The organism is Salmonella sp. 32100201201700099SM (assembly GCF_017572645.1).
In the GTDB taxonomy this organism is placed as follows: domain Bacteria; phylum Pseudomonadota; class Gammaproteobacteria; order Enterobacterales; family Enterobacteriaceae; genus Salmonella; species Salmonella enterica.
Window position 1 is genome coordinate 75,284 of the sequence record NZ_JAGERQ010000006.1, and the last position, 25,441, is coordinate 100,724.

A 25,441-nucleotide genomic window follows, 5' to 3' on the forward strand; every position below is an offset into this window, starting at 1 on the left:
GATTTACGCCGCCATGTGATTTATTGGATATGGCAAAATAACAGGACTATTGAAACAGGGAGTAAAGCTCGTGTTAGATAAACTGCGTTCACGCTTAGTCCATGCTGGCCCGTCTCTGATGAGTGTACCGGTTAAACTGACGCCCTTTGCGCTAAAGCGCCAGGTTCTGGAACAGGTTCTGAGCTGGCAGTTTCGTCAGGCGCTGGCCGATGGAGAGCTGGAATTCCTCGAAGGTCGTTGGTTAAGCATTCATGTTCGTGACATCGACTTAAAATGGTATACCACGGTTGAAAATGAAAAGCTGATCGTTAGCCAGCAGGCAGATGCCGACGTCAGTTTTAGCGCCGACGCCAGCGATCTGCTAATGATAGCTGCCCGTAAACAGGACCCGGATACGCTCTTTTTCCAGCGTCGACTGGTCATTGAAGGCGATACTGAGTTAGGGTTGTATGTGAAGAATCTGATGGACGCCATCGAACTGGAGCAGATGCCGAAAGCGTTACGCGTTATGCTGCTGCAACTGGCGGATTTTGTTGAGGCGGGAATGAAAAACTCGCCGGAAACCAAACAGACCTCGGTAGGTGAACCATGCTAATTCGAGTAGAAATTCCTATTGATGCGCCTGGTATTGATGCGCTGTTACGCCGTTCATTCGAAAGCGATGCGGAAGCGAAGCTGGTTCACGATTTGCGTGAAGATGGTTTTCTGACGCTCGGACTGGTGGCCACGGATGATGAAGGTCAGGTGGTGGGCTATGTCGCCTTTAGCCCGGTTGATGTGCAGGGCGAAGATTTACAGTGGGTCGGCATGGCGCCGCTGGCGGTCGATGAAAAGTATCGCGGGCAAGGGCTGGCGCGCCAGTTAGTGTATGAAGGGCTGGATTCGCTCAACGAGTTCGGCTACGCGGCGGTCGTGACGCTGGGCGATCCGGCGTTATATAGCCGCTTCGGTTTTGAACTGGCCGCACATTACGATCTTCACTGCCGTTGGCCCGGTACGGAAAGCGCTTTCCAGGTACACCGTTTGGCTGAGGATGCGCTGGAGGGCGTGACGGGGCTGGTGGAGTATCACGACCACTTCAATCGTTTTTAAGCACCGGCGTTTGCAGGCTGGACAGCAGCGCCTCAAACGCTTCGCGTTCCGTCACAAGGCGCTCTTTCTGGCGCTTTGTGAGCTGTTTGATGCGATACTCTATGCGCAGGGCCAGCGAGCGATCGCCAACCTGCGCCGCAAACGCCAGCGTTAACTCGCCTTTTCCCCGTAATGCTTTTGCGCCTTTTCCCGTTTGATGCTGCCTGTAACGACGCGCCACATCGGTGGTTATTCCGGTGTAAAGCGCATTGTCTGCAGTACGAATCAGATACAGATACCAGGGTGTCATTGTCGCCATCAGCATGATAATTTTCAGGTTCCCAGTATAAGCGAGAATAAAGATGGACACACTTACCGCTATTGGCCGTTGGCTGGCGAAACAACACGTGGTGACCTGGTGCGTACACCATGAGGGAGAGCTGTGGTGCGCCAATGCGTTTTATTTGTTTGATGCGCAAAACGTCGCGCTGTATCTGTTAACGGATGATAAAACCCGCCATGCGCAAATGTCTGGCGCGTGCGCGTCAGTTGCGGGAACGGTCAATGGTCAGCCGAAAACGGTGGCGCGCATTCGCGGCGTACAGTTTAAAGGGGAAATTCGCCGTCTGGAGGGGCAGGAGAGCGACGCCGCGCGTAAAGCTTACCTTCGTCGCTTCCCGGTCGCCAGGGTGCTGCCAGCGCCGGTATGGGAAATCCGGCTGGATGAAATTAAATTCACCGACAACACGCTGGGGTTTGGTAAAAAACTGCACTGGTTACGCGACTCACGCGCCCAGCAGGCGTAGCGCCTCGCGGTTAAATGCCGGCAGGTCGTCAGGCGTGCGGCTGGTCACCAGCTGATCTTTATCGACGACGACTTCCTGATCGTAAAATTCCGCGCCCGCATTCTTCACATCGATAATAATCGGTTTCACCGCCGTGAGTTTGCGGCCACGAATGACATCGGCGCTGATCAACAACTGTGGGCCGTGGCAAATGGCAAAAACCGGTTTACCGCTGTTAACGAAATCGCGGGTAAAATCCACGAAACGGCTGTCGCCGCGCAGGTAGTCCGGCGAATGACCTCCCGGCAATAGCAAGGCGTCGAACTCGTCGGGACGAACGTCATCAATAGCCTTATCAATGGTGACGCTGGCCTCGCCTTTTTTTCCTTTCACCGTTTTACCCGCCTCTTTTTCGATGGTGATGACCTCATGGCCGGCCTGACGGAATTCTGCAGCCGGCGAGGTAAATTCTGAATCTTCAAATTCATCGGTAATCAAAACGGCAATTTTCTTACTCATGCGTTTCCTCCGCAGTGGTGGCGTCGGGTAAGGCAAATTTTCCACAATGATGGATACTTACCTCGTAGACTATTAAGCCTGGTCGATAGGGCCGAGAGTGCAAGGTGGACAAATCTGTAAAGGAGCGAGGATGAGTCAGGTACTGATTACCGGCGCGACCGGACTGGTCGGCGGACATCTGCTGAGAATGTTAATCAACACGCCGCAGGTGAGCGCTATCGCCGCGCCGACGCGTCGCCCGCTGACGGATATTGTCGGCGTTTATAACCCTCACGATCCGCAGCTTACCGATGCGTTAGCTCAGGTGACCGACCCGGTAGATATTGTTTTTTGCTGCCTGGGCACGACCCGGCGTGAAGCGGGAAGTAAAGCGGCGTTTATTTATGCGGATTATACGCTGGTGGTTGATACTGCGCTGACCGGACGTCGACTGGGTGCGCAGCACATGGTGGTGGTCAGCGCAATGGGAGCAAACGCGCACTCTCCGTTTTTCTACAATCGGGTGAAAGGAGAAATGGAGGAGGCGTTAATCGCGCAAAATTGGCCTCGTTTGACGATTGCCCGACCTTCTATGCTGCTCGGCGACAGAACAACGCGGCGGGTGAATGAAACGCTTTTCGCTCCGCTATTCCGGCTGTTGCCAGGAAACTGGAAATCGATCGATGCGCGGGATGTGGCGCGGGCCATGCTGGCGGAAGCGCTGGCGCCAGCACAAGAAGGCGTGACGATTCTGACCTCATCGCAACTGCGGGAAAAAGCGGAGTAGCGAAGCCGGATGATTTACCGGATGGCGACGCGGTTTACACATTCTTATCGCCACCCGGCACACCGGTTACTTAATATACGTAAAGGCGGTGGTCACGCGTTTCACGCCGCTCACCCGGCTGGCGATGTCTGCTGCCGCTTTACCTTCACGTTCAGTCACCAGGCCCAGCAGGAACACTTCGCCATTCTCGGTGGTGACTTTCACATTTGACGATTTTACCTGATCGCTGGTCAGTAGCTGTGAGCGAACTTTCGTGGTGATCCAGGTATCGTTAGAGGCGGTTCCCAGGCCGATAGGCTGACCCTGGCGAATCTCGTTATAGACCTCGGTGGTGCCTTCAACGCCCATCGCTATCTGTTTAGCGCGTGCGGAGAGTTCGCTGTTTGGCGACTGGCCCACTAACAAAACTTTGCCCTGATAAGCCGTGACATTGATGCGCGTCTCTTTTTTGATTTGCTCATCTTTCGACAGCGCGCTGCTGACACGCAGTTCCAGCGTTCCGTCATCCACCTGGGTGCCCACGCTACGCGGGTCGGTTGCGGCTTTGGTGCCGACGGCTGCCGTACCCACTACCGCGGCGGCGACGCAACCTTGCAATAGCAACGCAGAAATAAGGACTGCGAGCGGCGAAAATGCCTTCATGTGTACTCCTTAATCATCCTGGTGAAGAAAAAGCGTGTTATCGATCAAATCGCACAGGCAGTTTACCGTCAGCATATGCATTTCCTGAATGCGCGCGCTGTGGTGTGAAGGGATACGAATTTCAACATCCTGCGGCCCTAATAGTCCGGCCAGTTCACCCCCGTCATACCCGGTTAGCGCCACAATGGTCATGTCACGTGTGACGGCTGCTTCAACGGCTTTTACGATATCGCGACTATTACCACGCGTAGAGATCGCCAATAAAACATCGCCTGCATGTCCCAGCGCCCGGACTTGTTTTGCATAAACTTCATCGTGCAGGCGATCGTTAGCGATCGCAGTTAAGACCACATTATCGGTATTTAGTGCAATGGCGGGTAAACTGGGTCGCTCCGTTTCAAAGCGGTTAATCATGCTGGCAGCAAAATGCTGTGCGTTGGCCGCGGACGTCCCGTTTCCACAACAGAGGATTTTGTTGCCGTTAAGCAGGGAATGAACCAGCGTCATGGCGGCGCGGGAAATGGCATCCGGAAGCGCTTCCGCCGCAGCAATTTGAGTTTGAATGCTTTCTGTAAAGCAAACTTTGATTCTTTCGAGCACGCTAATCCTTAAAATCTTCAATTATGAGTGGTCGTTAAACGCATCCCGAAACCACTCAATCTCATTTCCGGTGAAGGCTAACACATCGAACCGACAATCCACAGTATCAAAACTCCCATTCTGGCGGGCGAGCCACAAGCGGGCAGTATGTAATAATTTGTGTTGCTTGCTGCGGGTCACACTGGCCGCCGCGCCGCCATAAAGCCCGGAGCGCCGATAGCGGACCTCAACAAAAACCGTCGTTTTTCCGTCGCGCATGATCAGATCGATTTCGCCGCCGCGCTCGCGCACGTTGGCGGCGATAAACCGCAGTCCTTTGCTTTCCAGCCAGCGACGCGCGGCAGCTTCCCACGCGTCGCCAGCCTGTTTACGCGTTAGCTGGCGGGAACAATCTCCCCTTGCTGGTATTTGAGCCATGATAACTTCCTGTTAATCACACAATCCGGGCTGGCGGTTAATGCGCCGGTATTACCATTGATCTCAAACCCCTGCACCTGACGCATCTGTGAAAAGTGGTTCGCCAGCGTCCAGGCATCCACGCCCATGGCGTACATCCGCGCCAGAGAATAGTCGTTATGTACAGCGCTCAGTGCCTGCTGCATCAACGGCATATTGCCGCCTGCCAGCATGGGAATTTCACTGTATTGCAAACCTTCCATCTCCAGACGGAAGTCAGGGCCGGAGGTGCCTTGCGCGCTGCGAGAGCTGGCATACAGCGTCGCGCCGCTCTGGGTGCCGTTACGCATGGCGATCATCGGTTTGATAAAGCCAATCTCTTCCGGCGTAGCCAGAATATAGACCGCGTCTACGCGTCCGCCGCCGGTGATTTGCGCGTCGGTCGGCGGCGCAGGGATAGTCAGACCGCCAATGGTGACGCCAGGCTGGGCAGGCACGCTGGCGGCGACCGGACTGCCCGTCAACGCGATACCCGCGCCGCCGTTCACGCCCATTTTCAGCTCGGCTACGGAGCCGAATTTTTGCTGTAACACGATGCCGCCGCCCAGTTTTTGCCACTCCTGGGTGAAGGCGTTCGCCACGCGATCGCCAAGCGTGCTGCGTGGGATCAACAGCAGCGGCGACTGCTTGCCCTGGTTATAAATATGATGCGCCGCGTCACGGGCTTCATCTTCTGGAGAGAGCGCGAAATAGCAGATATTAGGGAAGCTACGTACCGTTTCCGGCTGGTTGAGCGCCAGCACGTTGAGCGGCGTGTTGCTTTTCATCAGCGCTTCCACATTGTTTTTCAACAGCGGCCCGACCACGATACTGGCGCCGTCTTGCTGAACCTGAGCAAGCACCTGATCCAACGGCTGGGAAGAGGTATCGTAGATTTTTAATTCAGCGGAGGGATCCGCCGGCGCGCTTGCTGTAGCAGGCTGCGCAGGGGGAGTTTGTGGCGCGCTGACTGGCGTAGCAGACTGGGATGGAGCGTCATCAGTCAGATCGCTCACCGAGGCCTGCGACGGACTGGCGACGCCGTTGGTCATTTGTGGTTGCGTCTCCTCCACGCTTGGTTCGACCGGCGCGTCAGGCGCGGCGACAGGCTGCATTTCCACCGCCTGGGTGCCGAGGTTTTTCGCGGCTTCGAAACCTTGCTGGATGGTACGGCCAAACACGGCAGCCTGACCGTTCAGCGGCAGCAGCAGAGCGATTTTGCTGGTGGAAGCTGGTTTAAAACGTTGTACATTGACGAGCTGCGTCGGCAGCATTTTCGCCCCCGGATTTTGCGGGTAGCGTTTTTGCCAGTCGGCGATCCCAGCTTTCAGCATGTCCGGATCGTTGCGGTTGTCAAACCAGACGCGTTGCAGATCCAGCCAGCCCTGAAGCACATTTTCATCGGCGTTGATAACCAGCGTCCTGGCCTGATCCGGCGTCATGGCGGAGAGCGCCTGCCAGGTGGCGTCGATATTTTTTTGTTTATCTTTCGCCGCCAGTAGCGATTCCTGGGCGATTAACGCCCGCAACAGGGTAAGCGACGGGCGTCCCTGGCTGGCAACGATCTGCGCCTGCCAGTAACGCGCTTGCTGATGTGGCGCAAAGTCGGCGGGTTTTAGTTTATCCAGCAAGGCTTGCGCGCCTGCGACATCTTTTTGCGCCAGTTTGATTTCTACCGCTAATAAAGACTGTTCGCGACGCTGGGTATCGTTCAGATTTTGCGGGAGTTGGTTGAACAACTCGACGGCCTGCTGGCTTTTTCCTTCTTTCAGCAGTGCATGAATGGCGAGTAATTGCCAGTTGGTCTTGCTATCATCTGCGCTTTGCTGCATCTGATGCAGGTAAAAGGCGGAGTCAGCTTGCGCTGAACCCTGCATATAGGCTGCGCTTTGATCTGGCGCCTGGGTGCCGCACCCGGCGAAAAGTAGCGCAGCCAGGACGACAGGCAGCGCGCGTGCGGCGTTCAAACGAGAAAATGTTGAGGGTACCATACTGTATCCAGTGATATTTTTTTACGCAATGCTCAATATTAAATCGGCAATACGGACGACACAATGAAACAAAACGAATCGGCGGATAATTCTCAGGGCCAACTCTTTATTGTACCTACTCCTATCGGTAATCTGGCGGATATCACCCAGCGTGCGTTGGAGGTGTTACAGGCTGTAGATCTGATTGCCGCCGAGGATACTCGTCACACCGGTTTATTGCTGCAACATTTTGGGATTAATGCCCGATTGTTCGCGCTGCACGACCATAACGAACAACAAAAAGCGGAAACGCTGGTCGCGAAGCTAAAAGAAGGGCAGAACATTGCGCTGGTTTCCGACGCCGGTACGCCACTAATTAATGACCCCGGCTATCACCTGGTGCGTACCTGCCGTGAAGCGGGGATTCGCGTGGTGCCGCTACCAGGGCCATGTGCGGCGATTGCCGCCCTGAGCGCCGCTGGCCTGCCATCTGACCGTTTCTGCTATGAAGGCTTTTTACCGGCGAAATCCAAAGGCCGCCGTGATGCGCTAAAAGCCATTGAAACGGAACCGCGAACGCTGATTTTTTATGAGTCAACCCACCGCCTGTTCGATAGCCTGGAAGATATCGTCGCGGTATTGGGAGAATCCCGTTATGTGGTGCTGGCGCGTGAGCTGACCAAAACCTGGGAAACCATTCACGGCGCGCCCGTTGGCGAGCTGCTGGCGTGGGTCAAAGAAGATGAAAACCGTCGCAAAGGCGAAATGGTGCTGATTGTCGAAGGCCATAAAGCGCAAGAAGACGACCTGCCCGCCGACGCGCTGCGCACGCTGGCGCTGCTACAGGCAGAACTGCCGCTGAAAAAAGCGGCGGCGCTGGCAGCAGAAATTCACGGCGTGAAGAAAAATGCGCTGTATAAGTATGCGCTGGAGCAGCAGGAAGAATAAAAGCGAGCGCCCGGGAACCGCCTTTTATCGCCATCGCGTTAATACTCAATCAGGTGATTGATGTGGGTAAAGTGATGGGGGCATTGGGCGGTGATAGCGGACCGGACCTTTCCTTCGGGCTTACTCTCGCGATCAGCAACGCATAACCGACTCCTTTTTAGACGATCATTAGTTCCACGCCTGTTTTCGCTAATGCCGCTTTATCCTGTTTGCTGATGGTGTCATCGGTTATCACACAGTCGATCTTGTCCATCGGCAATACCTGGTTAAAGCCGCGACGGTTAAATTTGGTCGCGTCCAGTACCGCGATAACTTTGTGTGCCGCCGCCGCCATGACGCCGCTAATGGAATAACCTTCGTTAAACGTGGTAATACCGTTTGTCGCATCAATGCCATCCGCCCCGACAAACATGACATCGGCGCTGATGCCGTGTAGCGATCGTTCCGCAATCGTGCCGTGCATTGAGTGGGTTTTATGCCGTACCGTACCGCCGCAGACCACCAGCGTGAGATCTTTATTTTCTGATAGCGTAAAAGCGGCAGGCAAGCTGTTAGTGATCACCGTAATATTGCTTTTTCGCGCGAGCGCTTCCGCAATCAGTAATGTTGTGCTCCCGCTATCCAGAATGATGGTCATTCCTTCTTCAACCATTGCCGCAGCCGCCTGGGCAATCCGCTTTTTCGGATCGCTGGCGAGTTGATACCGATCTTCCAGAATGACTTCCTGATTGTCGCCTTCCGCCAGATGACTTCCCGGTTTTGCCGCGCCGCCATGAAAACGGGTGACAAGGCCTTTCTCTTCCAGCAGACGCAGGTCAGCACGGATAGTCACTTCAGAAATACCAAAGGTATTTGAAAGATCCATCACCAGCACGCTGCCTTGCGTATTAATCAGGTCGACAATTTTATTTCTTCGCTCAAATGAGTTCATATTGATTTGCCTGATAATTAACTGTAACTAGTTTAAACGAAGGATTGCGAAAGGTGAACGCTAAATTTCGAAAGGAAATGTGAGCCAGCGCAGGTTGCTGGCTCGTACCATCAGGAAAGTTGAAGTAAGATTTTGCCCTGCATGGGCGCGCCATTAAGCGCTTTGACTGCTTCTGCAAAGCTTTCCGCATCGCCGCGATGGGCAATGAGAGGGGTCAGTTGAAGACGTTTTTCAGCCAACAGGCGCGCTGCGGTTTCCCATTCTTCTCCTGGCCATGGCGCGGAGTAGTTCATCCAACTGCCGAGGAGCGTGAGCTCTTTACGCAAAATTAACCCGAATGTGCGCGTTGTCAGGGTGAGATCGTGATGTAACGTCCCCACCAGCGCCAGTTGCGCGCGCGGCCCGGCGATATCGATAGCCAGCGAGACGGTCTGGGGAGTTCCTGCCGTTTCGAGAACCAGTTGATCAAACTGAATGTCGGACAACGCTGTCTGGATGTCGTCGGCGGTCATTTCCCGGCTATTACAGGTATGCGTTGCGCCGAGCGCTTTCGCCAGTTCCAGTTTCTGCGGATTGATATCAATCGCCGTTACGCTTCGCGCGCCCAGTTCCCGCGCGCACTGTAAGGCCAGCAGGCCAATTGTCCCGGCCCCGACGATAATTACGTTTTTCCCCTCGCAGCCCTGCGCCAGATGAAAGGCGTGCAAGCCCACGGTAATCGGTTCGATAAACGCGCCATCTTCAATCGGCATATCAGACGGCAAGCGGAAAAGATTGGCCCGTTTGACCACCACATATTCCGCATTACCACCTTCGCTGCGCGATCCTACAAACTGATACTGTTTGCATAAAGAAAAGTAACCGCGTTCGCATTGCGGACAGTGAAAGCAGGGAAGAAGCGGGACACAAGCGACGGCATCGCCGGGCTGCATATCCGTTACGCCTGTGCCGTAGGATTCAACGTAGCCGCTGAATTCATGGCCTAACGTAATAGGATAATAATGGGCGCCCTGCGCGAAAATACGCGGGATATCTGACCCGCAAAGCCCTGAGCTAACGACCTTGACCAACACATCGTCCTCGGCTTGCAGTTGTGGTAAGGGACGTTCTTCAACGCGCACGTCTCCCTCAGCGTGAATAACCACTGATTTCATAACATTCTCCAGGAAGGTGAGGGGAGCGATTGCTCCCCTAAAATTAAGAGGCGATTTGACTTTGCTGTAGCGCCGTGGCTTTCTCAGCCGCGACAAATTGTCGGGCGCGACGCCAGGTCAGCAGTACGCCGGCCAGATAGATAATGGCAATGACGGCGAAGCCGACGATATTCTGCCAGGTAAAAAGTTGAATCAGCAGCCAGGTGATGGGAGAACCGCCCTGATCCAGCGAGGCGACTTGTCCGCCAGCTTTTAGCGCTCCGGCATTGGCAGCCAGTTGGGTATGCAGGCCAATCGTCTGGGTGGCTATCCACAGGGTGATACCCATAATAATGACACCTGAAATCAGCGTGCGGAACAGGTTGCCCTGGTGTACCGCAACCGCCATCGCAATAAAGAAACCGATGGTGGCGAGGTCGCCGAACGGCAGCACCTGGTTCCCCGGTACTAAGACGGCAATCAGGATGGTCAGCGGAATGAATATCAGGCTCGCGGAGACAACAGAGGTATGACCGAGCAGTAGCGCTGGATCAAGGCCTATCAGGAACTCCTGCCCGCCAAATTTGGCCTGTAGACGTTTACGCGCATGTTTGGCGATAGGCGTTAGGCCATCCATAATAGGTTTAATGACGCGTGGCATAAGCAGCATCACCGCTGCGGTTTTGACCGCCAGTTGCAGAACGGCTTTGGCGTCGTAGCCTGCCAGTACACCAATCACCAGCCCCATCACGAAGCCGACAGTCACCGGCTCGCCAAACGGTCCGAAGCGTTTCTGGACATCGTCTGCGCTAAAGTGAATACGATTGAGACCCGGAATTTTTTCGATAATGGTATCAACGAGCACCGCCACGGGGCCCAGGTACGCGGATGAGCCGTGTGGGATTGCAATCCCCTCGAGGCCAAAATAGTCGCGGGTATCTTTGGCAAACCAGTCCCCCAGTTTGTAGACAAAGGCGGCATGAACCACAACGCCCAGAATCCCCAGCCAGTATGAACCGGTCGCCAGATGCAGCATGGCGCCCGTGAAGGTCATGTGCCAGATATTCCAGATATCGACATTCACCACGCGGGTCATGCGGGTCACCAGCATCAGGACGTTAACCCCGATGGCGACAGGGATCGCGACCAGCGCGATTTGTGACGCCCAGGTCATGGGCGATGAACCTGGCCAGCCGACGTCAATAACGTGGAGATTGATTTGGAAATGTTCCGCTATGGCTTTCGCCGCGGGGCCGATAGAATCCAGCATCAGGCCGATGACCAGACCAATACCCACGAAGCCGATACCAATATGCAAACCCGATTTAAAACAATCCCCAAGCTTCATTCCCAGCAGTTTAGAGAACACGATGATCACCAGAGGCAACATCACCGTTGGGCCTAAGTCGAGGATATAACGCATTATTTCGCTAAACATACGTTACCCCATGAGAATGGACAGAATTTTTTGCTGTAATGCTTCAATACCCACGCCGGAAACAAAAGGCATACCGTGAACGACGGGAATATCGCCAAAGGCGCGATCGACCCTGGCAGTGGTACAGATAAGATCGGCGCCGTCCATATAGGTTTCGATTTCGGTGACCCGGCATTGCACTAAGTCGAGCTCAATATGGTTGGCATCACATAGCTCTTTAATTTCTTCCGCAGCCATCGTTGAGGTTGCAACCGCACCGCCACAGGCCACAATTACTTTACGTTTCATAGGGTATTCCTCATTATTATCAATTTATTATCAAACCTGGACGCACTGCTCAGGCTCAAGGATGGTTTCCTGAAAGCGTATCGCCAGTTCGGCATCCGGCGCGCTTAACAGGGCATCGAGGGTGCTCGGGTTCTGTAGCTCACTAAACAGGCGGCGCAGAAGTTTTAGCTGTGCCGCCGGGTTTTCAACGATTAAGGCGATGATTAACGAAACGGCAATCTCTTCGTCATCATCCGCCTGTTGAAACATGACCGGCTTATCTGGACGAATCAGATAGATAGCGGGTGATTTCGCATGAACCGCCTCGCAATGAGGGATAGCGACGGCGTGACGCTCCAGCGCAATGCCGGTAGGAAAAGACGCTTCACGTTCCACCAGCGCCTGCGGATAACTATCATGTACCACGCCTTTCGCCAGCATCTCTTTGCCAATGTGCGCCAGCGCCTGTTGGCTCGAGTCGAATGTGATTCCGGTTCGGACAAATAGTTGGCTCATAAATTCTCCATTATTCAGGCGACATCCGGCGTGCAACCGAAGCGATAAGCGCGCAGAACATCCTGAATTTTGTCAATAATCAGGTTATGCGGCGTGGGGGTGAGCACGCCCTCAGACAGGCGTTCAAACTGTACGGGCATAAACTGGCTAATTAATCCCAGCGGCAATGTGACGTTGTTCAGATTGGCGATTAACTTTTCTACGCTTTGACGAATACGCGGGTGCGGCCAGTAATAGCGAATACGGTCAGACAAACTAAAGTGGATGTCGACCATCGCCTGACTCCAGGTTGGACGGTAGTATTTTTTCCAGTAGCCCGGTTCGTTTAGCATAACTTCATCAATGACCTCCAGTACCCGACTACGTTGTTCCGGGGAGATCAGCTCGTTTTCCATTTGCGCAAGTGCGAAAATGGCTTCGCGCAGGGCGAAAGTGAGTGCAGGGCCGACCTTCAGAATGGCGTAATGATCGCGAACGAGGGCGCGGTAGGCCTGGCGAGTTTGGTAATCGGTGGAGTGCGCTTCATAGACCATCGGCGTCTCTTTGATCCATGCGGAGAGCGCCTGTGCCGCCTGCGGCTGATAATGAATAATCTGGGTATGATCAAATTCAACGCCCGGTTGCACCACAATGGCGATCACGCGTGACAGTGCTTCTTCCAGACCTGATTCACGAAACGCGATTTGGTGAGTTTCCAGCGTACGGGCAGCATCGACTTCGCGGGTGACATGAACGCTGCCGATGGTACTGGCTTCACCGCCAGGAACGGGCACTTCCGTGCCGATGACATAAGTCAGATGGCATTTTTGTTCTTCGTTTGCGGTCTCTTCTGCTGCTTTACAAAGCACGGCGGCACGGCGTGCAACGACCATCGGATCCAACGGTGTCGGGTCGTCAGCGCAGGACATCGACGCGTCCAGGTGAATTTTGCTAAAACCAGCGGCGACATACGCTTTTATTAACTCAACCGACTTTTCCATTGCCGCCGCTGCCGGTTCGTTCTGCCAGCAGTTAGGCCCTAAATGATCGCCACCAAGAATCAACCGCTCACGTGGAAATCCCACTTCCTGAGCAATGCCATAAACAAAATCACGAAAATCAGCCGGTTTCATTCCGGTATAACCGCCAAACTGATTCACCTGATTGGATGTGGCTTCAATCAATACCTTGTTGTCAGTATTGAGATCGAAAAGCAGAGCTGATTCGATAACCAGGGGATGAGCAGAACAAACTGAACAGATGCCCAGATGTTCTCCTGCTTTATGACGAGCAATTATTTCTTTCACTTTTATCTCCGAGTTCTTTCGTTTTTCTTCTTCGAAAGAATTTATAGGGTTTCGTAATGTTGTTTTGTGATTTTGATCTGATAAATGAAAGTTGCGAAAGGAAATGTAAGGTAACGAAATGGTGTGTAATGTCTGTAACTTCACTTTGTCATGAAAAACCGTACCCGCCGGAGCGGGCACGGAGGAACAAATGAAGGCTAATTAAACAATCGAGATAGCCAACTGCGCTTTGGCTGCATGACTTCTGGTGGTGGGGTAACGGGAACGGTGATCATCTCGCCTGCACCAGAGGCGATAAGCTCCCCGATTTCACGTAGTGCCTGCTGTGCATCTTCGCCCTGCGCCCGGAACAACAAGCGATGCCCCTTTTTCGCGCCGAGCGACACCACTCGCATCAGGTTTTTCCCGTCCACCGGGCCGGAGGCGTTATCCAGATTTTCTACCGTAATGTGGCTTTGAAACTGTTTGATAAACTTCACCAGTACCGCACTGGGTCTGGCATGTAAACCATGCGGATTATGGATGACAAACGTTGCCTGCTCACCCTCGTGCAACTCCACGGCTGCTGGCGTATTGGTCGTCGATCCAGTCAGTAGCGCTAAAACCTGACTGGGGGATTCGGCTTTAGCCAGTGCTTGCAGAATAGCGTCATCGCTGAGCACGCGAGTCAGTTGGCGCAAAATCTCAAGATGTTCATTGGAGCGCGCGGCAATTCCGGTGACCAGATATGCGGTATTGCCGTCACCCCAGTCAACGCCGTGGCGAAAAACGATTACCTTTACACCGGTTTGTAATACCGCATCGCGAGACTCTGGCGTACCGTGTGGGATCGCGATTCCATTTCCCAGATAAGTGGAAATCTGTGCTTCGCGATCCAACATGCCGCGTAAATAGTCAGTCGTGGTATTGCCAGCCGCAGATAACTTTTCCACCACGCGGTGCAGAGCGGTGGCTTTATCGAGGCGCTCATCGCTGATAAAAATATCGTGTTCACAGAGCTGCATTCTGACCTCCAGCCTTTGCTACAGGAGTTGTGTTGACTGAATTTTTGCGCACAGCCCACAATCTCCATAGGCCAAGCATCACCGCACCACATGCAGAGCCTGCAAGGATATATAACACCCAGGCCAGCGGCTGACTCACCAAAGGTAAAATTAAGAAGCCGCCGTGAGGAGCCGGAACCTGAATACGCAAGCTGTAGCTAAGTACTGCGGAAATGCTGGAAGCAATCATCATCATCGGGATGACACGCAAAGGATCTTTCGCTGCGAAAGGAATCGCGCCTTCAGTGATGTGGGTACAACCGAGGATATAGTTAACCATGCCTGCGGCACGTTCTTCCTCGCTAAAACCTTTTGGAAAGAAGGTGGTCGCCAGAGCAATTACCAGTGGTGGAGTAATACATGCGGCAGACACACCAGCCATAAAGTAGAAGTTGCCCTGGCCCAGTAAAAGCGTGCCGGTGACATAAGCGGCTTTGTTTACCGGGCCGCCAAAGTCAAAGGAGCACATTGCACCCACCACAATACCCAGCAATATTGGATTCGCTTCCTGTAGCGATGCCAGCCAGTTCATCATGCTATTATTGATAGCTGCGACAGGTTGCCCAAGCAGCGACATCAACACGCCAATAACCAGTACGCCAATGAGCGGCATAATAAAAATCGATTTCAGGCCTTCATACTGACGCGGTAAGCCTTCGAGTCGATTCTTTACCCATAACATCAGGTAACCGGCGGCGAATCCGGCAATTATCCCACCGAGAAATCCTGCTCCGGTAGCATTTGCCAGTAAGCCGCCGACAAACCCAGCCACCATCCCTGGTCTGCCAGAAATAGAGAATGCAATATAAGCGGTAAAGACCGGAACCATAATCGAAAAGGCTTGCTGACCGATTTTCATTAGCATAGCGGCGGTTGCATTGTATTCAGCTGAATTAGGATCAGCGGAATAAATCCCCCATAAAAACGACACCGCAATTAATATGCCTCCGGCAACTACAAAAGGTAGCATATTTGAAACACCACTCATCAGGTGCTTATAAATTTGTCGCCCCAGTGATTCTTTTTCGATAATTTCCGTGCTGGTGGTTGATTCGCCTTTACGTATTGGGGCTTCACCATTAATAACTTTGTTAATCAGCTCCGCAGGATGATGGATTGCTTCTTTTACCGGTACTTCAACAACCGGTAAACCATTAAAGCGATCAGGTAAGACATCTTTATCCGCCGCAATAATGACTCCGGCAATATCTACCAGATCAGCAGGTTGAATAGCATTTTCAACGCCACTGGCACCATTGGTTTCAACTTTTATTTCAACAGATAATTTTTTCGCGGCATTTTTTAAGGCTTCTTCAGCCATAAATGTATGCGCAATACCGGTAGGGCAGCCGGTCACTGCAATGATCTTTTTCATAAGCAGACCTTATATTGTAATTTAACCTACAGCTTTCTGACGTGGATTTGCGAAAGTAAGGTTTCTATTGCCGCAAGTTGGCCTAGTCCGGCAGAACTTGCGACATCAGCTCCTGTTGCACTGGCAAGAGATAAGGCATATTCCACTTCTCCTGTAGATAACCACTGGCTGAGAAAGGCGGCCAGTGCAGCATCGCCTGCACAGGCGGAGCTCACCAAATCAACCGTTGGCGCGCTACAAAACCAGTAATCAATCCCATTGGAGAAATACATTCCTTTAGCGCCAAGGGTTAGCAGAACATTTTGTGCACCAAGTGCATGTAAAGTGGTTAGAGCATTTTTCGCATCATTGTCGTCAGAGACAGTTAAACCGAATATTGCTTTAACCTCTTCATCATTTGGTTTAATTAATAACGGTTTGAACTCCAGTAACTGACGTAATGACGGATGACTAATATCTAAAATTACGCCGATATTTTTTTGCTGACAAATATGCATAATTTCTGCGTAAAAGCGGCTTTCAATACCTTGTGGCAGGCTGCCGCTTATCACCAGATATTCTGCATCGGGCAGTTGCGATATAATCGTGATGATTTGTTGTTTACATTCATCTGGAATATATGAGCCAGGGTTGACCAGTTTATATTCCTGCTGCCCGTCATGAATGAAAATATTAATCCGCGTGGGTTCTTCTACCCATGCTGGTGTGACTGGCATTTTTTTGGTACGCAGGCTTTCTACAATATAATGCCCGGTGAAACCACCAAAAATGCCTAATATATGCGCAGGTATTTGAAAGTGATCCAGAACCAGCGCAACATTTACTCCTTTACCATTTGGGCAAAACTCGGTGTGGTGAGTGCGATTGACAATATTTGGCTGTAAAGGATCGCTAAATATATTCATATCAATCGCGCTATTAAGTGTTAGCGTGTAGATCACAGGCGATTCCTCACAGTTGCCCTTCACAGCCGCAAACATGGATTACTTTGCGTACCACCTCTTTCATCGCCTGTTTTGCTGGTTGCATATAGTGGCGGGGATCATTGGCTTTCGGGTTTTGTAGGAAATACTCTTTTAAGGCGTCGGAGAAGGCGATTTTCAGTTCGGTGGCGACATTGACTTTGCATACCCCAAGGCTGATGGCCTGGCGAATATCGCTTTCCGGCAAACCAGATGCCCCATGCAATACCAGAGGGATATCCACCAGAGCGCGTATTTCTGCCAGTCGCTCAAAATCAAGTTTAGGTTCAGCAGCATACATGCAGTGTGCCGTGCCGATAGCAACCGCCAGCGAATCAATGCCGGTGCGCGCCACAAACTCACGTGCTTGCTGTGGATTGGTGTAAAGGGCATCTTTGCTGTCTACCACTAAATCATCTTCGATCCCACCAAGGCGGCCCAGTTCTGCCTCCACGCTGGTGTCGTAGCGATGGCAAAAATCGACCACGCTTTTCACCAGCGCCACATTCTCTTCAAAGGGAAAGTGGGAACCATCGATCATGACTGAACGGATCCCTGCCATAACTTTGCTTTCAATATCGGCTAACGATTCATGATGATCCAGATGAATGGCCAGTGGCAGATTGTATTCACGAGCCAGATCGCCCGCGATCGCCACAATGTTACCCATTCCGGCATAGCTAAACGTGCCTGGTGTTCCGGCAACGATCAGCGGTGAGCGCATTTCTGCGGCGGTTTCTACCACCACCTGCAAGGTTTCCAGGTTATGGATGTTAAAGGCTGGCACGGCATAGCCTGCATGCTGGGCCTTCTGGAGCATATTTTTACTGGAAATAATGAACATAGTGGTCTCCGTTTATAACTTTCGAAATTAAAGTACAAAATAAAAATAACCTTCGTTTTGAAAGTAATGTAACGATCATTGCCACACATGATTGTGATCATCAACACAAAATCAGGATAATTTTTCTTAAATGAAAGCAAATATGTGGATTTAAATTTTGTTTTGTAAGTAAATAGGGGATGTGAAAATTCTATAATTGATTGATTTTATTGTGATGTTTCCCATTGAGCATTCGGTGACGTGGTGCAAAATTGACATCCCCTGTCAGAAGTTTAAAAATGAAAGTTAAAGCACGGGATAACTTCCCGACGAAGCGGAAAAAAAGGGTATGTTGTGGCAAAACCATCTACCAGCCTGTTGAAAAGGCGTCTGGACATTGCCGAAATCGTCCGTAAAAACGGCGAAATAAAAGTAGACGATTTGGCTGAAATGTTATCGGTTTCAGGGGTAACGATCCGTAATGATCTCAATTACCTGGAGCAGCAAGGCTATCTGAAACGCTCCTTTGGCGGAGCGATTTACACGGCCCAACCCGTCAGAGCAGCGGTAAGCCATGAAGTGGTGCAGTCGCAGGCGTTAGAGCATAGCGTCGAGCTTGAACTGGCTAAGCAAGTTGCCCGTCTGGTCTGCGACGACGATACCGTGTTTCTGGGGGCCGGAGAGGTGTTGCGTAAAGCGCTTCCTTTCCTGGGCGATTATCGGGATCTGTGCCTTATCATCAACGATCTTAGCCATGTTGCACCGGCCCGTGATTATATCGATGGTGAAATTGTGTTGTTGGGCGGTGTACTGGGGCGCAGTGGTCAGGCGCTGGGGGGCGAAATCGCCATCCAATCTTTGCAACAATTTCAACCGTCATGTTGTCTGGTGATGGTGGACCATATCAGCGAGGATGGCACGCTCAACGTGAAAAACGAAAGTGCAGCTGCTTTGCTAAGTGAATGCCTGCGCCTTAGTGGACAGAGTATTGCCGTGGTGGCGCAGCGTCCGATTCATGATATAGCGCGTTATCCGGTAGGAAAACTGAATACGCTGAGCGCGATTATTACGCCACAGATTGTCGCCGCTGAGTACCACTCACGGTTTCTGGCCGACGGCTTAACCAACAGCTATACCAATAACGAATGTCTGACCTGGATAAAACCGACCCTGCATCAGGCAAGATGAAGGACAACGCATGAACATAACAATCGCAACATTGGGTGAATTGCTCGTCGAGTTTCTGGCAAAAAAAGAGAACCAGGGATTTTCCTCACCGGGGGAATTTTGGGGGCCGTATCCCAGTGGGGCGCCTGCCATATTTGCCGATCAGGTTGCTAAACTTGGTTTTCGTTCATTGTTGTTTAGCTGTGTTGGCAACGATGCCTTTGGCGTTATGAATATTACCCGATTGTCGCGCGATGGCGTAAATGTACAGGGAATTTCCGTACTGCCGAACGCCACAACAGGTAGTGCTTTTGTCAGCTACCGAAGCCAGGCCCAGCGAGATTTTATTTTCAACATGCCGGACAGTGCGTGCGGTTTGCTGAGTGCCGACCACCTTGATGAAACATTACTCAGGCAATATCGCCACTTTCATATTATGGGATCGTCATTATTTTCCTTTCGTTTGATCGATGCCGTACGCAAGGCGATTAGCATTGTAAAAGAAAATGGTGGCACAATTTCTTTCGATCCTAATATCCGTAAAGAGATGCTAAAGATCCGCGAAATGTCGCAGGCCTTTGAATATATTCTTGATTACACGGATTTCTTCCTGCCAAGCGATGGCGAACTGGATTATTTCGGCCTGAGCAAATCCCGCGATGAAGAGAAAATTGTCGCAAGGCTTCACAAGCGTGGAATTGCCCATGTCATCATTAAACGTGGCGCCCGTGGAGCCAGTTACTATTCAAAAGACGAACAACATCATGTGGCTGGGTATCCGGTGAAGGTGGTTGATCCTACAGGCGCTGGCGATTGCTTTGGCGCAACCTTTGTCAGCCTGTTTCTTGCGGGATATTCCGTACCCGATGCTTTAGCCCATGCTAATGCCGCAGGATCGCTGGCTATCTCTGCGCGTGGGCCGATGGAAGGCACGTCCACGCTGGCACAAATTAAAGAATTGATGAGGCAGCAGAATTAAGTAAAGGTGATTAATAGGCTGTCGTTATATTCGACATACCTCAAATTGCATGTGCTGCGACTCAAATTAGTGAGAAACGTAAGGTTGCGCCTGGCATAGAATTTCAATTTATTGAATTTGAATGGTTTTATGGTGGGTTAGGTGTTTTTGCCATATCCGGTATGAACATGGCGCAGTTTATCAAACATATGAAAACATGGCCCTTAAGCCATGTTTTGCGAGGCGCTTTCCAGAATAGATCAGGTCACAGGTGCGGGGTTAAACACTGCCAGCTGGTTATGCAATCCCCATTGATCTGAGAAAGTCTTTTTCCGGCCGCTGGCGACATCGAGAATAAAGTGAAATAGCTTCCAGCCCACATCTTCGATTGTCTCTTCACCCGTGGCGATGGTGCCTGCATTGATATCCATTAAGTCATACCAGCGGTTCGCCAGCTCGGTACGCGTCGCCATTTTAATGACCGGCACCGCCATCAGCCCGTACGGCGTGCCGCGTCCGGTGGTAAAGACCTGTACGGTAATGCCGGAAGCGACCTGCTGCGTGCCGCAGACGAAATCGCTGGCGGGCGTCGCGGCGTAAATCAGGCCGCGTTTGGTGGGGCGCTGGCCCGGCGACAATACTTCGACAATGGCGCTCTTACCCGATTTAGCGATAGAGCCCAGCGCTTTTTCCACGACGTTCGCCAGGCCGCCTTTTTTGTTGCCGGGGGACGGGTTAGCGCTGCGATCGGTTTTCCCCATATCAAGGTAGTTATCGTACCAGGCCATTTCATCCAGTAGGCGTTTACCCACGGCTTCGTTGATGGCGCGCGGCGTCAGAAGATGAATGGCATCGCGCACTTCGGTGACCTCCGAGAACATGACGGTCGCGCCGCAGCGTACCAGCAGATCGGAAGCATAACCCACCGCCGGGTTTGCCGTGACGCCAGAAAACGCATCGCTGCCGCCGCATTGCATCCCGACGACCAGCTCGGAGGCCGGGCAGGTTTCGCGCTGGCGCTGGTTCAGTTTCGTCAGATGGCGTTCGGCGACCCGCAAAATATCGTCGACCATTGATTTAAAGCCGACATGCTGCTCGTCCTGTAAACGCACAATACTGGCGCTTTCAACGGCGATGGCGGGGACATCCTCGGTGCCTTCCAGCAGTCGTTCCGGCTGCAGTTTTTCGCAACCGAGGCCAATCACCATCACTTCGCCGCCAAAATTGGGGTTGAGCGCGATATTATGAATTGTGCGAATCGGCACGACCGCCGCCGGCGCGTTGATTGCCACGCCGCAGCCGTACAGATGGTTTAGCCCTACAACGCCATCGACATTCGGGTATTTGGGCAGGAGATCGCGCTCAATCACTTTCACCACATAATCGACCACGCCCGCCACACAGTGCACGCTGGTGGTAATGCCAAGCAGATTTTTCCGACGCTGCCATCGGCGTTACGATAGCCCTCAAACGTGTAGCCTTCCAGCGGCGGCAGCGGTTCCGGTACTTTGGTCGCCAGCGGTAGCGTATTCAGCGGCGGCGCTTTTGGCAGTTCAACCAGCGACTCGTCGATCCAGCTTCCGCGCGGGATGTTGCGTACCGCATAACCGATGACTTCGCCATAACGGATGATTTCGCCGTCAGCGGGGATATCCGTCAGAGCGACTTTATGGCCTTGCGGAATATGTTCAGTCAGTTCCAGGCCATCCGGAAAACGTGTTCCGGCTTTAAGGCCGTGGTCATTAACAATAATTGCGACATTATCGGTTTCATGTACTTTTATATAAAACGCCGATGGCGATTCCTGGCGAATTTCGATATTGGCCATTGTTCAACATTCTCCAGCCTGGATGATAGAAATAGGATTATCTATTTTGGTTATGGTTAAATCGTTAAATCTCAATATAAGAAATAAAGTTCATGCATAATGAAATAAGAATGACAGGAGTATAGATATAAGAACGTGATCCAGATCACCGCAAATTATGAAATTTTTTATGTAGGGCAGGCAAAGCGTAAATGTGTGCATTAGCGCCCAGTATCATGGGCGTATGCTCAAAAATAAGCGTTAAATAAACCCTTTTTAATGAGCGTTTGCACAATGATTATCCGACATAGGCTGTTTATACTGAATGGCGAATTCAGTGTATCTGACGAGTTATTTGAAAATATCATGATAATAATAAAAGACGATAAAGATATCAGAACGGTATATTGTGCTACAGGATGTGTACCACATTAGAAATAGAATGCGGAGACCCATTCTGATTTCAAATAAGCATTTTTATTGTCGTTGCTATAAGTCATGGTGGCGGCATCACATGTAGAGAATTAAAGAAATAAGCGAAGGTATAAGCGATGAATAACGCTATTTTCCCGAATAAGTTTAAAGCGGCGCTGGCGGCGCAACAGGTGCAGATTGGCTGCTGGTCTGCACTGGCAAGCCCAATCACCACCGAAGTTCTTGGTCTGGCGGGATTTGACTGGCTGGTGCTGGATGGCGAACACGCGCCGAATGACGTGAGCACCTTGATCCCGCAATTGATGGCCTTAAAAGGCAGCGCCAGCGCGCCTGTGGTACGTGTGCCAACCAATGAACCGGTCATTATCAAACGGATGCTGGATATTGGGTTTTATAACTTCCTGATCCCCTTTGTTGAAACGCAAGAGGAAGCGGCTCGCGCCGTCGCCTCGACGCGCTACCCGCCGGAAGGCATTCGCGGCGTCTCCGTTTCTCACCGCGCGAATATGTTCGGTACGGTGCCTGATTACTTTGCGCAGTCGAACAAAAACATCACCATTATTGTTCAAATCGAAAGCCAGTTGGGTGTCGACAATGTTGATGCCATCGCCGCAACGGAAGGCGTTGATGGCATTTTTGTCGGCCCCAGCGATCTGGCCGCCGCGCTGGGTCATCTCGGCAATGCTTCTCACCCTGACGTGCAGCAGACGATTCAACATATTTTCGCCCGCGCTAAAGCGCACGGTAAACCGTGCGGCATTCTGGCGCCGGTAGAGGCGGATGCCCGCCGTTATCTGGAATGGGGCGCGACCTTTGTCGCCGTTGGCAGCGATTTAGGCGCATTCCGTGCCAGCACGCAGAAGCTTGCCGACACCTTTAAAAAATAATCCTGGTATGGAAAGAGAGAACGCTATGACGATGAAAGTTGGCTTTATTGGCTTAGGCATCATGGGTAAGCCCATGAGCAAAAACTTACTGAAAGCAGGGTATTCGCTGGTGGTGTCCGATCGTAATCCTGAAGCGATTGCCGACGTCATTGCCGCAGGCGCGGAAACGGCCTCTACGGCGAAGGCGATCGCTGAACAGTGTGACGTTATCATCACGATGCTGCCTAACTCTCCGCATGTGAAAGAGGTTGCGCTGGGCGAGAACGGTATCATCGAAGGCGCGAAGCCGGGAACCGTATTGATTGATATGAGTTCTATCGCGCCGCTGGCAAGCCGTGAAATCAGCGATGCGCTGAAGGCGAAGGGCGTTGAGATGTTGGATGCGCCGGTCAGCGGCGGCGAGCCGAAGGCGATTGATGGCACGCTGTCGGTGATGGTGGGGGGCGATAAAGCCATTTTCGACAAGTACTACGACCTGATGAAAGCGATGGCGGGTTCAGTGGTGCATACCGGCGATATCGGCGCAGGCAACGTCACAAAACTGGCTAACCAGGTGATCGTGGCGTTGAATATCGCCGCCATGTCTGAAGCGCTGACGCTGGCGACTAAAGCGGGCGTCAACCCGGATCTGGTCTATCAGGCGATTCGCGGCGGTCTGGCTGGCAGCACGGTACTGGATGCGAAAGCGCCGATGGTCATGGACAGAAACTTTAAGCCAGGTTTCCGTATCGATCTGCACATTAAAGATCTGGCGAATGCGCTGGATACCTCCCACGGCGTTGGCGCGCAGCTCCCGCTGACCGCCGCCGTTATGGAAATGATGCAGGCGTTACGCGCGGATGGACACGGTAATGACGACCATAGCGCGCTGGCGTGCTACTACGAAAAACTGGCGAAAGTGGAAGTCACTCGCTAACGACGTTGTGCCCGGATGGCGTGTAGCGATCCGGGCCTGAATTTCAGGCTGGATAAGTGAAACGCCATCCGGCGTTGTGCAGTAACAGGCTACCACTATGAAAATCGTAATTGCCCCCGACTCCTATAAAGAAAGCCTTTCTGCCGCCGAGGTAGCGCAGGCGATAGAAAAAGGATTTCGGGAAATTTTCCCCGATGCGCAATATGTCTCTGTTCCGGTTGCCGATGGCGGCGAAGGAACGGTCGAAGCCATGATTGCCGCGACGCAGGGCGTTGAATGCGCCGCATGGGTGACCGGGCCGTTGGGTGAAAAAGTGAAAGCCTGCTGGGGAATGTCCGGGGATGGTAAAACCGCGTTTATTGAAATGGCGGCGGCCAGCGGACTGGCACTGGTTCCGCCAGAAAAACGCAACCCTTTGATTACTACCTCGCGGGGAACGGGGGAGCTGATATTACAGGCGCTGGAAAGCGGCGCAAGCAATATCATTATCGGCATTGGCGGCAGCGCGACAAATGACGGCGGCGCGGGGATGATGCAGGCGCTGGGCGCAAAACTGCGCGATGCAAACGGCGCGGATATCGGTTACGGCGGCGGAAGCCTTCATTGTCTAAGCGACATTGATATTTCAGAGCTCGATCCCCGTTTAAAACTCTGCGCTATTCGTGTCGCTTGCGATGTCTCCAATCCTCTTATCGGCGACAATGGCGCATCACGAATTTTTGGGCCGCAGAAAGGCGCGACCGAAGAGAATATTGTTGAGCTGGACAGGAATCTTGCTCACTATGCCGACATCATAAAAAAATCGCTGAATGTCGACGTAAAGGCGGCGCCCGGCGCAGGCGCTGCAGGCGGTATGGGGGCGGCGTTAATGGCTTTTCTCGGTGCGGAATTACGCAGCGGGATCGAAATTGTCACGGCGGCACTGAACCTGGAGGAGCATATCCACGACTGTACGCTGGTGGTGACGGGAGAAGGGCGGATTGATAGCCAAAGTATTCGCGGTAAAGTGCCGATTGGCGTCGCGAATGTGGCGAAAAAATATCATAAGCCAGTGATTGGCATTGCCGGCAGCCTGACGCACGATGTAGGGATAGTACATCATTATGGCATCGACGCTGTCTTTAGCGTACTCACGCGCATCGTGACGCTGGAGGAGGCTTTTCGGGGCGCTTTTGACAATATTTATCGGGCATCCAGAAATGTTGCTGCCGCTCTGGCGATAGGAATGCGCAGCGCAGGGTGACAAAGTCGCGCGAACCCTCTATACTGCGCGCCGAAGCTGACCAGACAGTCGCCGCTTCGTCGTCGTCCTTTCGGGGAGACGGGCGGAGGGGAGGAAAGTCCGGGCTCCATAGGGCAGGGTGCCAGGTAACGCCTGGGGGGGAAACCCACGACCAGTGCAACAGAGAGCAAACCGCCGATGGCCCACGTAAGTGGGATCAGGTAAGGGTGAAAGGGTGCGGTAAGAGCGCACCGCGCGGCTGGTAACAGTCCGTGGCACGGTAAACTCCACCCGGAGCAAGGCCAAATAGGGGTTCATAAGGTACGGCCCGTACTGAACCCGGGTAGGCTGCTTGAGCCAGTGAGCGATTGCTGGCCTAGATGAATGACTGTCCACGACAGAACCCGGCTTATCGGTCAGTTTCACTTCTTCATAAAACCCGCTTCGGCGGGTTTTTGCTTTTACAGGGTGGCAGGATGAATGACTGTCCACGACGCTATACCCAAAAGAAAGCGGCTTATCGGTCAGTTTCACCTCTT

26 protein-coding genes, 1 other RNA gene and 1 pseudogene are annotated in these 25,441 nt (G+C 52.5%); 11 read left to right on the forward strand and 17 right to left on the reverse strand.

Features of this window, described 5'->3' with window-relative positions; translation table 11 throughout:
- The first annotated feature begins 70 nt into the window (after positions 1 to 70).
- Both J4685_RS11400 and J4685_RS11405 read left to right on the forward strand, forming a co-directional pair.
- Positions 71 to 595, forward strand: a complete 525-nt coding sequence (locus J4685_RS11400) for an SCP2 domain-containing protein (protein WP_000884721.1) — start codon at positions 71 to 73, stop codon at positions 593 to 595.
- Entirely contained in the window at positions 589 to 1,092 is a 504-nt protein-coding gene (locus J4685_RS11405) for a GNAT family N-acetyltransferase (RefSeq protein ID WP_000908562.1), read from the forward strand. The genes J4685_RS11400 and J4685_RS11405 overlap by 7 nt, the downstream gene beginning before the upstream one ends.
- Here the strand turns inward: J4685_RS11405 and J4685_RS11410 are convergent.
- The gene (locus J4685_RS11410) at positions 1,079 to 1,396 is read right to left on the reverse strand and encodes a GIY-YIG nuclease family protein (RefSeq protein WP_000928379.1); all 318 of its coding nucleotides are present in this window, start codon (positions 1,394 to 1,396) and stop codon (positions 1,079 to 1,081) included. The two genes, J4685_RS11405 and J4685_RS11410, sit on opposite strands and share 14 nt — an antisense overlap.
- A 37-nt stretch (positions 1,397 to 1,433) precedes the next feature.
- On the opposite strand from J4685_RS11410, the gene J4685_RS11415 reads away from it, so the two are divergent.
- The gene (locus tag J4685_RS11415) at positions 1,434 to 1,877 is read left to right on the forward strand and encodes a YhbP family protein (RefSeq protein ID WP_000380409.1); all 444 of its coding nucleotides are present in this window, start codon (positions 1,434 to 1,436) and stop codon (positions 1,875 to 1,877) included.
- On the opposite strand, the gene yhbO is transcribed toward J4685_RS11415, so the two are convergent.
- Entirely contained in the window at positions 1,857 to 2,375 is a 519-nt protein-coding gene (gene yhbO / locus J4685_RS11420) for a protein/nucleic acid deglycase (RefSeq protein WP_000037599.1), read from the reverse strand. The two genes, J4685_RS11415 and yhbO, sit on opposite strands and share 21 nt — an antisense overlap.
- Before the next feature lie 130 nt (positions 2,376 to 2,505).
- On the opposite strand from yhbO, the gene J4685_RS11425 reads away from it, so the two are divergent.
- Positions 2,506 to 3,141 (forward strand): NAD(P)H-binding protein, encoded by a 636-nt coding sequence (locus J4685_RS11425; RefSeq protein WP_011233186.1) that lies wholly within the window; start codon positions 2,506 to 2,508, stop codon positions 3,139 to 3,141.
- Positions 3,142 to 3,207: 66 nt separating this feature from the next.
- Here the strand turns inward: J4685_RS11425 and dolP are convergent, their stop codons facing one another.
- From dolP to J4685_RS11445, 4 genes are read right to left on the reverse strand one after another with little or no spacing between them, the layout of a single operon-like run.
- The gene (gene dolP, locus J4685_RS11430; protein ID WP_000643280.1) at positions 3,208 to 3,783 is read right to left on the reverse strand and encodes a division/outer membrane stress-associated lipid-binding lipoprotein; all 576 of its coding nucleotides are present in this window, start codon (positions 3,781 to 3,783) and stop codon (positions 3,208 to 3,210) included.
- A gap of 9 nt (positions 3,784 to 3,792) precedes the next feature.
- Complete coding sequence (diaA, locus tag J4685_RS11435) at positions 3,793 to 4,383, reverse strand: DnaA initiator-associating protein DiaA (RefSeq protein ID WP_000893480.1); 591 nt, start codon at positions 4,381 to 4,383, stop codon at positions 3,793 to 3,795.
- A 21-nt stretch (positions 4,384 to 4,404) separates the two neighbouring features.
- On the reverse strand, positions 4,405 to 4,800 hold the full coding sequence (locus J4685_RS11440; RefSeq protein ID WP_000057285.1) for a YraN family protein: 396 nt from the start codon (positions 4,798 to 4,800) through the stop codon (positions 4,405 to 4,407).
- Entirely contained in the window at positions 4,758 to 6,809 is a 2,052-nt protein-coding gene (locus tag J4685_RS11445; RefSeq protein ID WP_000249241.1) for a penicillin-binding protein activator, read from the reverse strand. Before J4685_RS11445 ends, J4685_RS11440 begins: the two co-directional genes overlap by 43 nt.
- A gap of 63 nt (positions 6,810 to 6,872) precedes the next feature.
- Here J4685_RS11445 and rsmI point away from each other — a divergent pair, with 63 nt between their 5' ends.
- The gene (rsmI, locus tag J4685_RS11450) at positions 6,873 to 7,736 is read left to right on the forward strand and encodes a 16S rRNA (cytidine(1402)-2'-O)-methyltransferase (protein ID WP_000812286.1); all 864 of its coding nucleotides are present in this window, start codon (positions 6,873 to 6,875) and stop codon (positions 7,734 to 7,736) included.
- 157 nt (positions 7,737 to 7,893) lie between these two features.
- Here rsmI and J4685_RS11455 read toward each other — a convergent pair whose 3' ends face one another.
- The 10 genes from J4685_RS11455 to J4685_RS11500 form a co-directional block, all read right to left on the reverse strand.
- On the reverse strand, positions 7,894 to 8,667 hold the full coding sequence (locus tag J4685_RS11455; RefSeq protein ID WP_001083899.1) for a DeoR/GlpR family DNA-binding transcription regulator: 774 nt from the start codon (positions 8,665 to 8,667) through the stop codon (positions 7,894 to 7,896).
- A 110-nt stretch (positions 8,668 to 8,777) separates the two neighbouring features.
- Positions 8,778 to 9,821 carry a galactitol-1-phosphate 5-dehydrogenase gene (gene gatD, locus J4685_RS11460; protein WP_000844174.1) on the reverse strand — a complete coding sequence of 348 codons (1,044 nt, stop codon included), beginning with the start codon at positions 9,819 to 9,821 and terminating at the stop codon, positions 8,778 to 8,780.
- Positions 9,822 to 9,864: 43 nt separating this feature from the next.
- Positions 9,865 to 11,238, reverse strand: a complete 1,374-nt coding sequence (locus J4685_RS11465; protein WP_000490591.1) for a galactitol-specific PTS transporter subunit IIC — start codon at positions 11,236 to 11,238, stop codon at positions 9,865 to 9,867.
- A 3-nt stretch (positions 11,239 to 11,241) separates the two neighbouring features.
- On the reverse strand, positions 11,242 to 11,526 hold the full coding sequence (gatB, locus tag J4685_RS11470) for a PTS galactitol transporter subunit IIB (RefSeq protein WP_000824293.1): 285 nt from the start codon (positions 11,524 to 11,526) through the stop codon (positions 11,242 to 11,244).
- 30 nt (positions 11,527 to 11,556) lie between these two features.
- Positions 11,557 to 12,021 carry a PTS galactitol transporter subunit IIA gene (gene gatA, locus J4685_RS11475; RefSeq protein WP_000080445.1) on the reverse strand — a complete coding sequence of 155 codons (465 nt, stop codon included), beginning with the start codon at positions 12,019 to 12,021 and terminating at the stop codon, positions 11,557 to 11,559.
- 14 nt (positions 12,022 to 12,035) lie between these two features.
- On the reverse strand, positions 12,036 to 13,307 hold the full coding sequence (gene gatZ, locus J4685_RS11480) for a tagatose-bisphosphate aldolase subunit GatZ (RefSeq protein ID WP_000658627.1): 1,272 nt from the start codon (positions 13,305 to 13,307) through the stop codon (positions 12,036 to 12,038).
- 197 nt (positions 13,308 to 13,504) lie between these two features.
- The gene (locus J4685_RS11485; protein ID WP_001175235.1) at positions 13,505 to 14,311 is read right to left on the reverse strand and encodes an HPr family phosphocarrier protein; all 807 of its coding nucleotides are present in this window, start codon (positions 14,309 to 14,311) and stop codon (positions 13,505 to 13,507) included.
- Positions 14,298 to 15,725 carry a PTS fructose transporter subunit IIC gene (locus tag J4685_RS11490; protein ID WP_000719919.1) on the reverse strand — a complete coding sequence of 476 codons (1,428 nt, stop codon included), beginning with the start codon at positions 15,723 to 15,725 and terminating at the stop codon, positions 14,298 to 14,300. The genes J4685_RS11485 and J4685_RS11490 overlap by 14 nt, the downstream gene beginning before the upstream one ends.
- A 26-nt stretch (positions 15,726 to 15,751) precedes the next feature.
- Complete coding sequence (gene pfkB / locus J4685_RS11495) at positions 15,752 to 16,666, reverse strand: 1-phosphofructokinase (RefSeq protein WP_011233185.1); 915 nt, start codon at positions 16,664 to 16,666, stop codon at positions 15,752 to 15,754.
- Positions 16,667 to 16,676: 10 nt separating this feature from the next.
- Positions 16,677 to 17,531, reverse strand: a complete 855-nt coding sequence (locus J4685_RS11500) for a tagatose bisphosphate family class II aldolase (protein WP_000469983.1) — start codon at positions 17,529 to 17,531, stop codon at positions 16,677 to 16,679.
- Positions 17,532 to 17,864: 333 nt separating this feature from the next.
- On the opposite strand from J4685_RS11500, the gene J4685_RS11505 reads away from it, so the two are divergent.
- Both J4685_RS11505 and J4685_RS11510 read left to right on the forward strand, forming a co-directional pair.
- Positions 17,865 to 18,698, forward strand: a complete 834-nt coding sequence (locus J4685_RS11505; RefSeq protein WP_001118365.1) for a DeoR/GlpR family DNA-binding transcription regulator — start codon at positions 17,865 to 17,867, stop codon at positions 18,696 to 18,698.
- 10 nt (positions 18,699 to 18,708) lie between these two features.
- Positions 18,709 to 19,656, forward strand: coding sequence for a sugar kinase (locus tag J4685_RS11510; RefSeq protein ID WP_001027807.1), 948 nt, complete (start codon positions 18,709 to 18,711; stop codon positions 19,654 to 19,656).
- Positions 19,657 to 19,895: 239 nt separating this feature from the next.
- Here J4685_RS11510 and garD read toward each other — a convergent pair.
- Positions 19,896 to 21,463, reverse strand: a pseudogene (gene garD, locus J4685_RS11515) (galactarate dehydratase).
- Positions 21,464 to 21,993: 530 nt separating this feature from the next.
- On the opposite strand from garD, the gene garL reads away from it, so the two are divergent.
- From garL to rnpB, 4 genes are all read left to right on the forward strand, one after another.
- Positions 21,994 to 22,764 (forward strand): 2-dehydro-3-deoxyglucarate aldolase, encoded by a 771-nt coding sequence (garL, locus tag J4685_RS11520; protein WP_001057712.1) that lies wholly within the window; start codon positions 21,994 to 21,996, stop codon positions 22,762 to 22,764.
- 25 nt (positions 22,765 to 22,789) lie between these two features.
- Complete coding sequence (gene garR / locus J4685_RS11525; RefSeq protein ID WP_000178106.1) at positions 22,790 to 23,680, forward strand: 2-hydroxy-3-oxopropionate reductase; 891 nt, start codon at positions 22,790 to 22,792, stop codon at positions 23,678 to 23,680.
- A 97-nt stretch (positions 23,681 to 23,777) separates the two neighbouring features.
- Positions 23,778 to 24,923 (forward strand): glycerate 2-kinase, encoded by a 1,146-nt coding sequence (gene garK, locus J4685_RS11530; protein ID WP_000706452.1) that lies wholly within the window; start codon positions 23,778 to 23,780, stop codon positions 24,921 to 24,923.
- A 32-nt stretch (positions 24,924 to 24,955) separates the two neighbouring features.
- Positions 24,956 to 25,330, forward strand: an RNA gene (gene rnpB, locus J4685_RS11535) — RNase P RNA component class A.
- Positions 25,331 to 25,441: the final 111 nt, after the last annotated feature.

Bases quoted from the DNA above. Each gene is read 5' to 3' on its own strand.
- garK (WP_000706452.1), top strand. From the start codon at position 23,778: ATGAAAATCGTAATTGCCCCCGACTCCTATAAAGAAAGCCTTTCTGCC.
- J4685_RS11440 (WP_000057285.1), bottom strand. From the start codon at position 4,800: ATGGCTCAAATACCAGCAAGGGGAGATTGTTCCCGCCAGCTAACGCGT.
- yhbO (WP_000037599.1), bottom strand. From the start codon at position 2,375: ATGAGTAAGAAAATTGCCGTTTTGATTACCGATGAATTTGAAGATTCA.
- rsmI (WP_000812286.1), top strand. From the start codon at position 6,873: ATGAAACAAAACGAATCGGCGGATAATTCTCAGGGCCAACTCTTTATT.
- garR (WP_000178106.1), top strand. From the start codon at position 22,790: ATGACGATGAAAGTTGGCTTTATTGGCTTAGGCATCATGGGTAAGCCC.
- J4685_RS11405 (WP_000908562.1), top strand. From the start codon at position 589: ATGCTAATTCGAGTAGAAATTCCTATTGATGCGCCTGGTATTGATGCG.
- J4685_RS11490 (WP_000719919.1), bottom strand. From the start codon at position 15,725: ATGAAAAAGATCATTGCAGTGACCGGCTGCCCTACCGGTATTGCGCAT.
- J4685_RS11410 (WP_000928379.1), bottom strand. From the start codon at position 1,396: ATGCTGATGGCGACAATGACACCCTGGTATCTGTATCTGATTCGTACT.
- J4685_RS11455 (WP_001083899.1), bottom strand. From the start codon at position 8,667: ATGAACTCATTTGAGCGAAGAAATAAAATTGTCGACCTGATTAATACG.
- gatB (WP_000824293.1), bottom strand. From the start codon at position 11,526: ATGAAACGTAAAGTAATTGTGGCCTGTGGCGGTGCGGTTGCAACCTCA.
- J4685_RS11500 (WP_000469983.1), bottom strand. From the start codon at position 17,531: ATGTTCATTATTTCCAGTAAAAATATGCTCCAGAAGGCCCAGCATGCA.
- gatD (WP_000844174.1), bottom strand. From the start codon at position 9,821: ATGAAATCAGTGGTTATTCACGCTGAGGGAGACGTGCGCGTTGAAGAA.
- J4685_RS11425 (WP_011233186.1), top strand. From the start codon at position 2,506: ATGAGTCAGGTACTGATTACCGGCGCGACCGGACTGGTCGGCGGACAT.
- J4685_RS11485 (WP_001175235.1), bottom strand. From the start codon at position 14,311: ATGCAGCTCTGTGAACACGATATTTTTATCAGCGATGAGCGCCTCGAT.
- J4685_RS11510 (WP_001027807.1), top strand. From the start codon at position 18,709: ATGAACATAACAATCGCAACATTGGGTGAATTGCTCGTCGAGTTTCTG.
- J4685_RS11465 (WP_000490591.1), bottom strand. From the start codon at position 11,238: ATGTTTAGCGAAATAATGCGTTATATCCTCGACTTAGGCCCAACGGTG.
- J4685_RS11445 (WP_000249241.1), bottom strand. From the start codon at position 6,809: ATGGTACCCTCAACATTTTCTCGTTTGAACGCCGCACGCGCGCTGCCT.
- garL (WP_001057712.1), top strand. From the start codon at position 21,994: ATGAATAACGCTATTTTCCCGAATAAGTTTAAAGCGGCGCTGGCGGCG.
- dolP (WP_000643280.1), bottom strand. From the start codon at position 3,783: ATGAAGGCATTTTCGCCGCTCGCAGTCCTTATTTCTGCGTTGCTATTG.
- J4685_RS11415 (WP_000380409.1), top strand. From the start codon at position 1,434: ATGGACACACTTACCGCTATTGGCCGTTGGCTGGCGAAACAACACGTG.
- gatA (WP_000080445.1), bottom strand. From the start codon at position 12,021: ATGAGCCAACTATTTGTCCGAACCGGAATCACATTCGACTCGAGCCAA.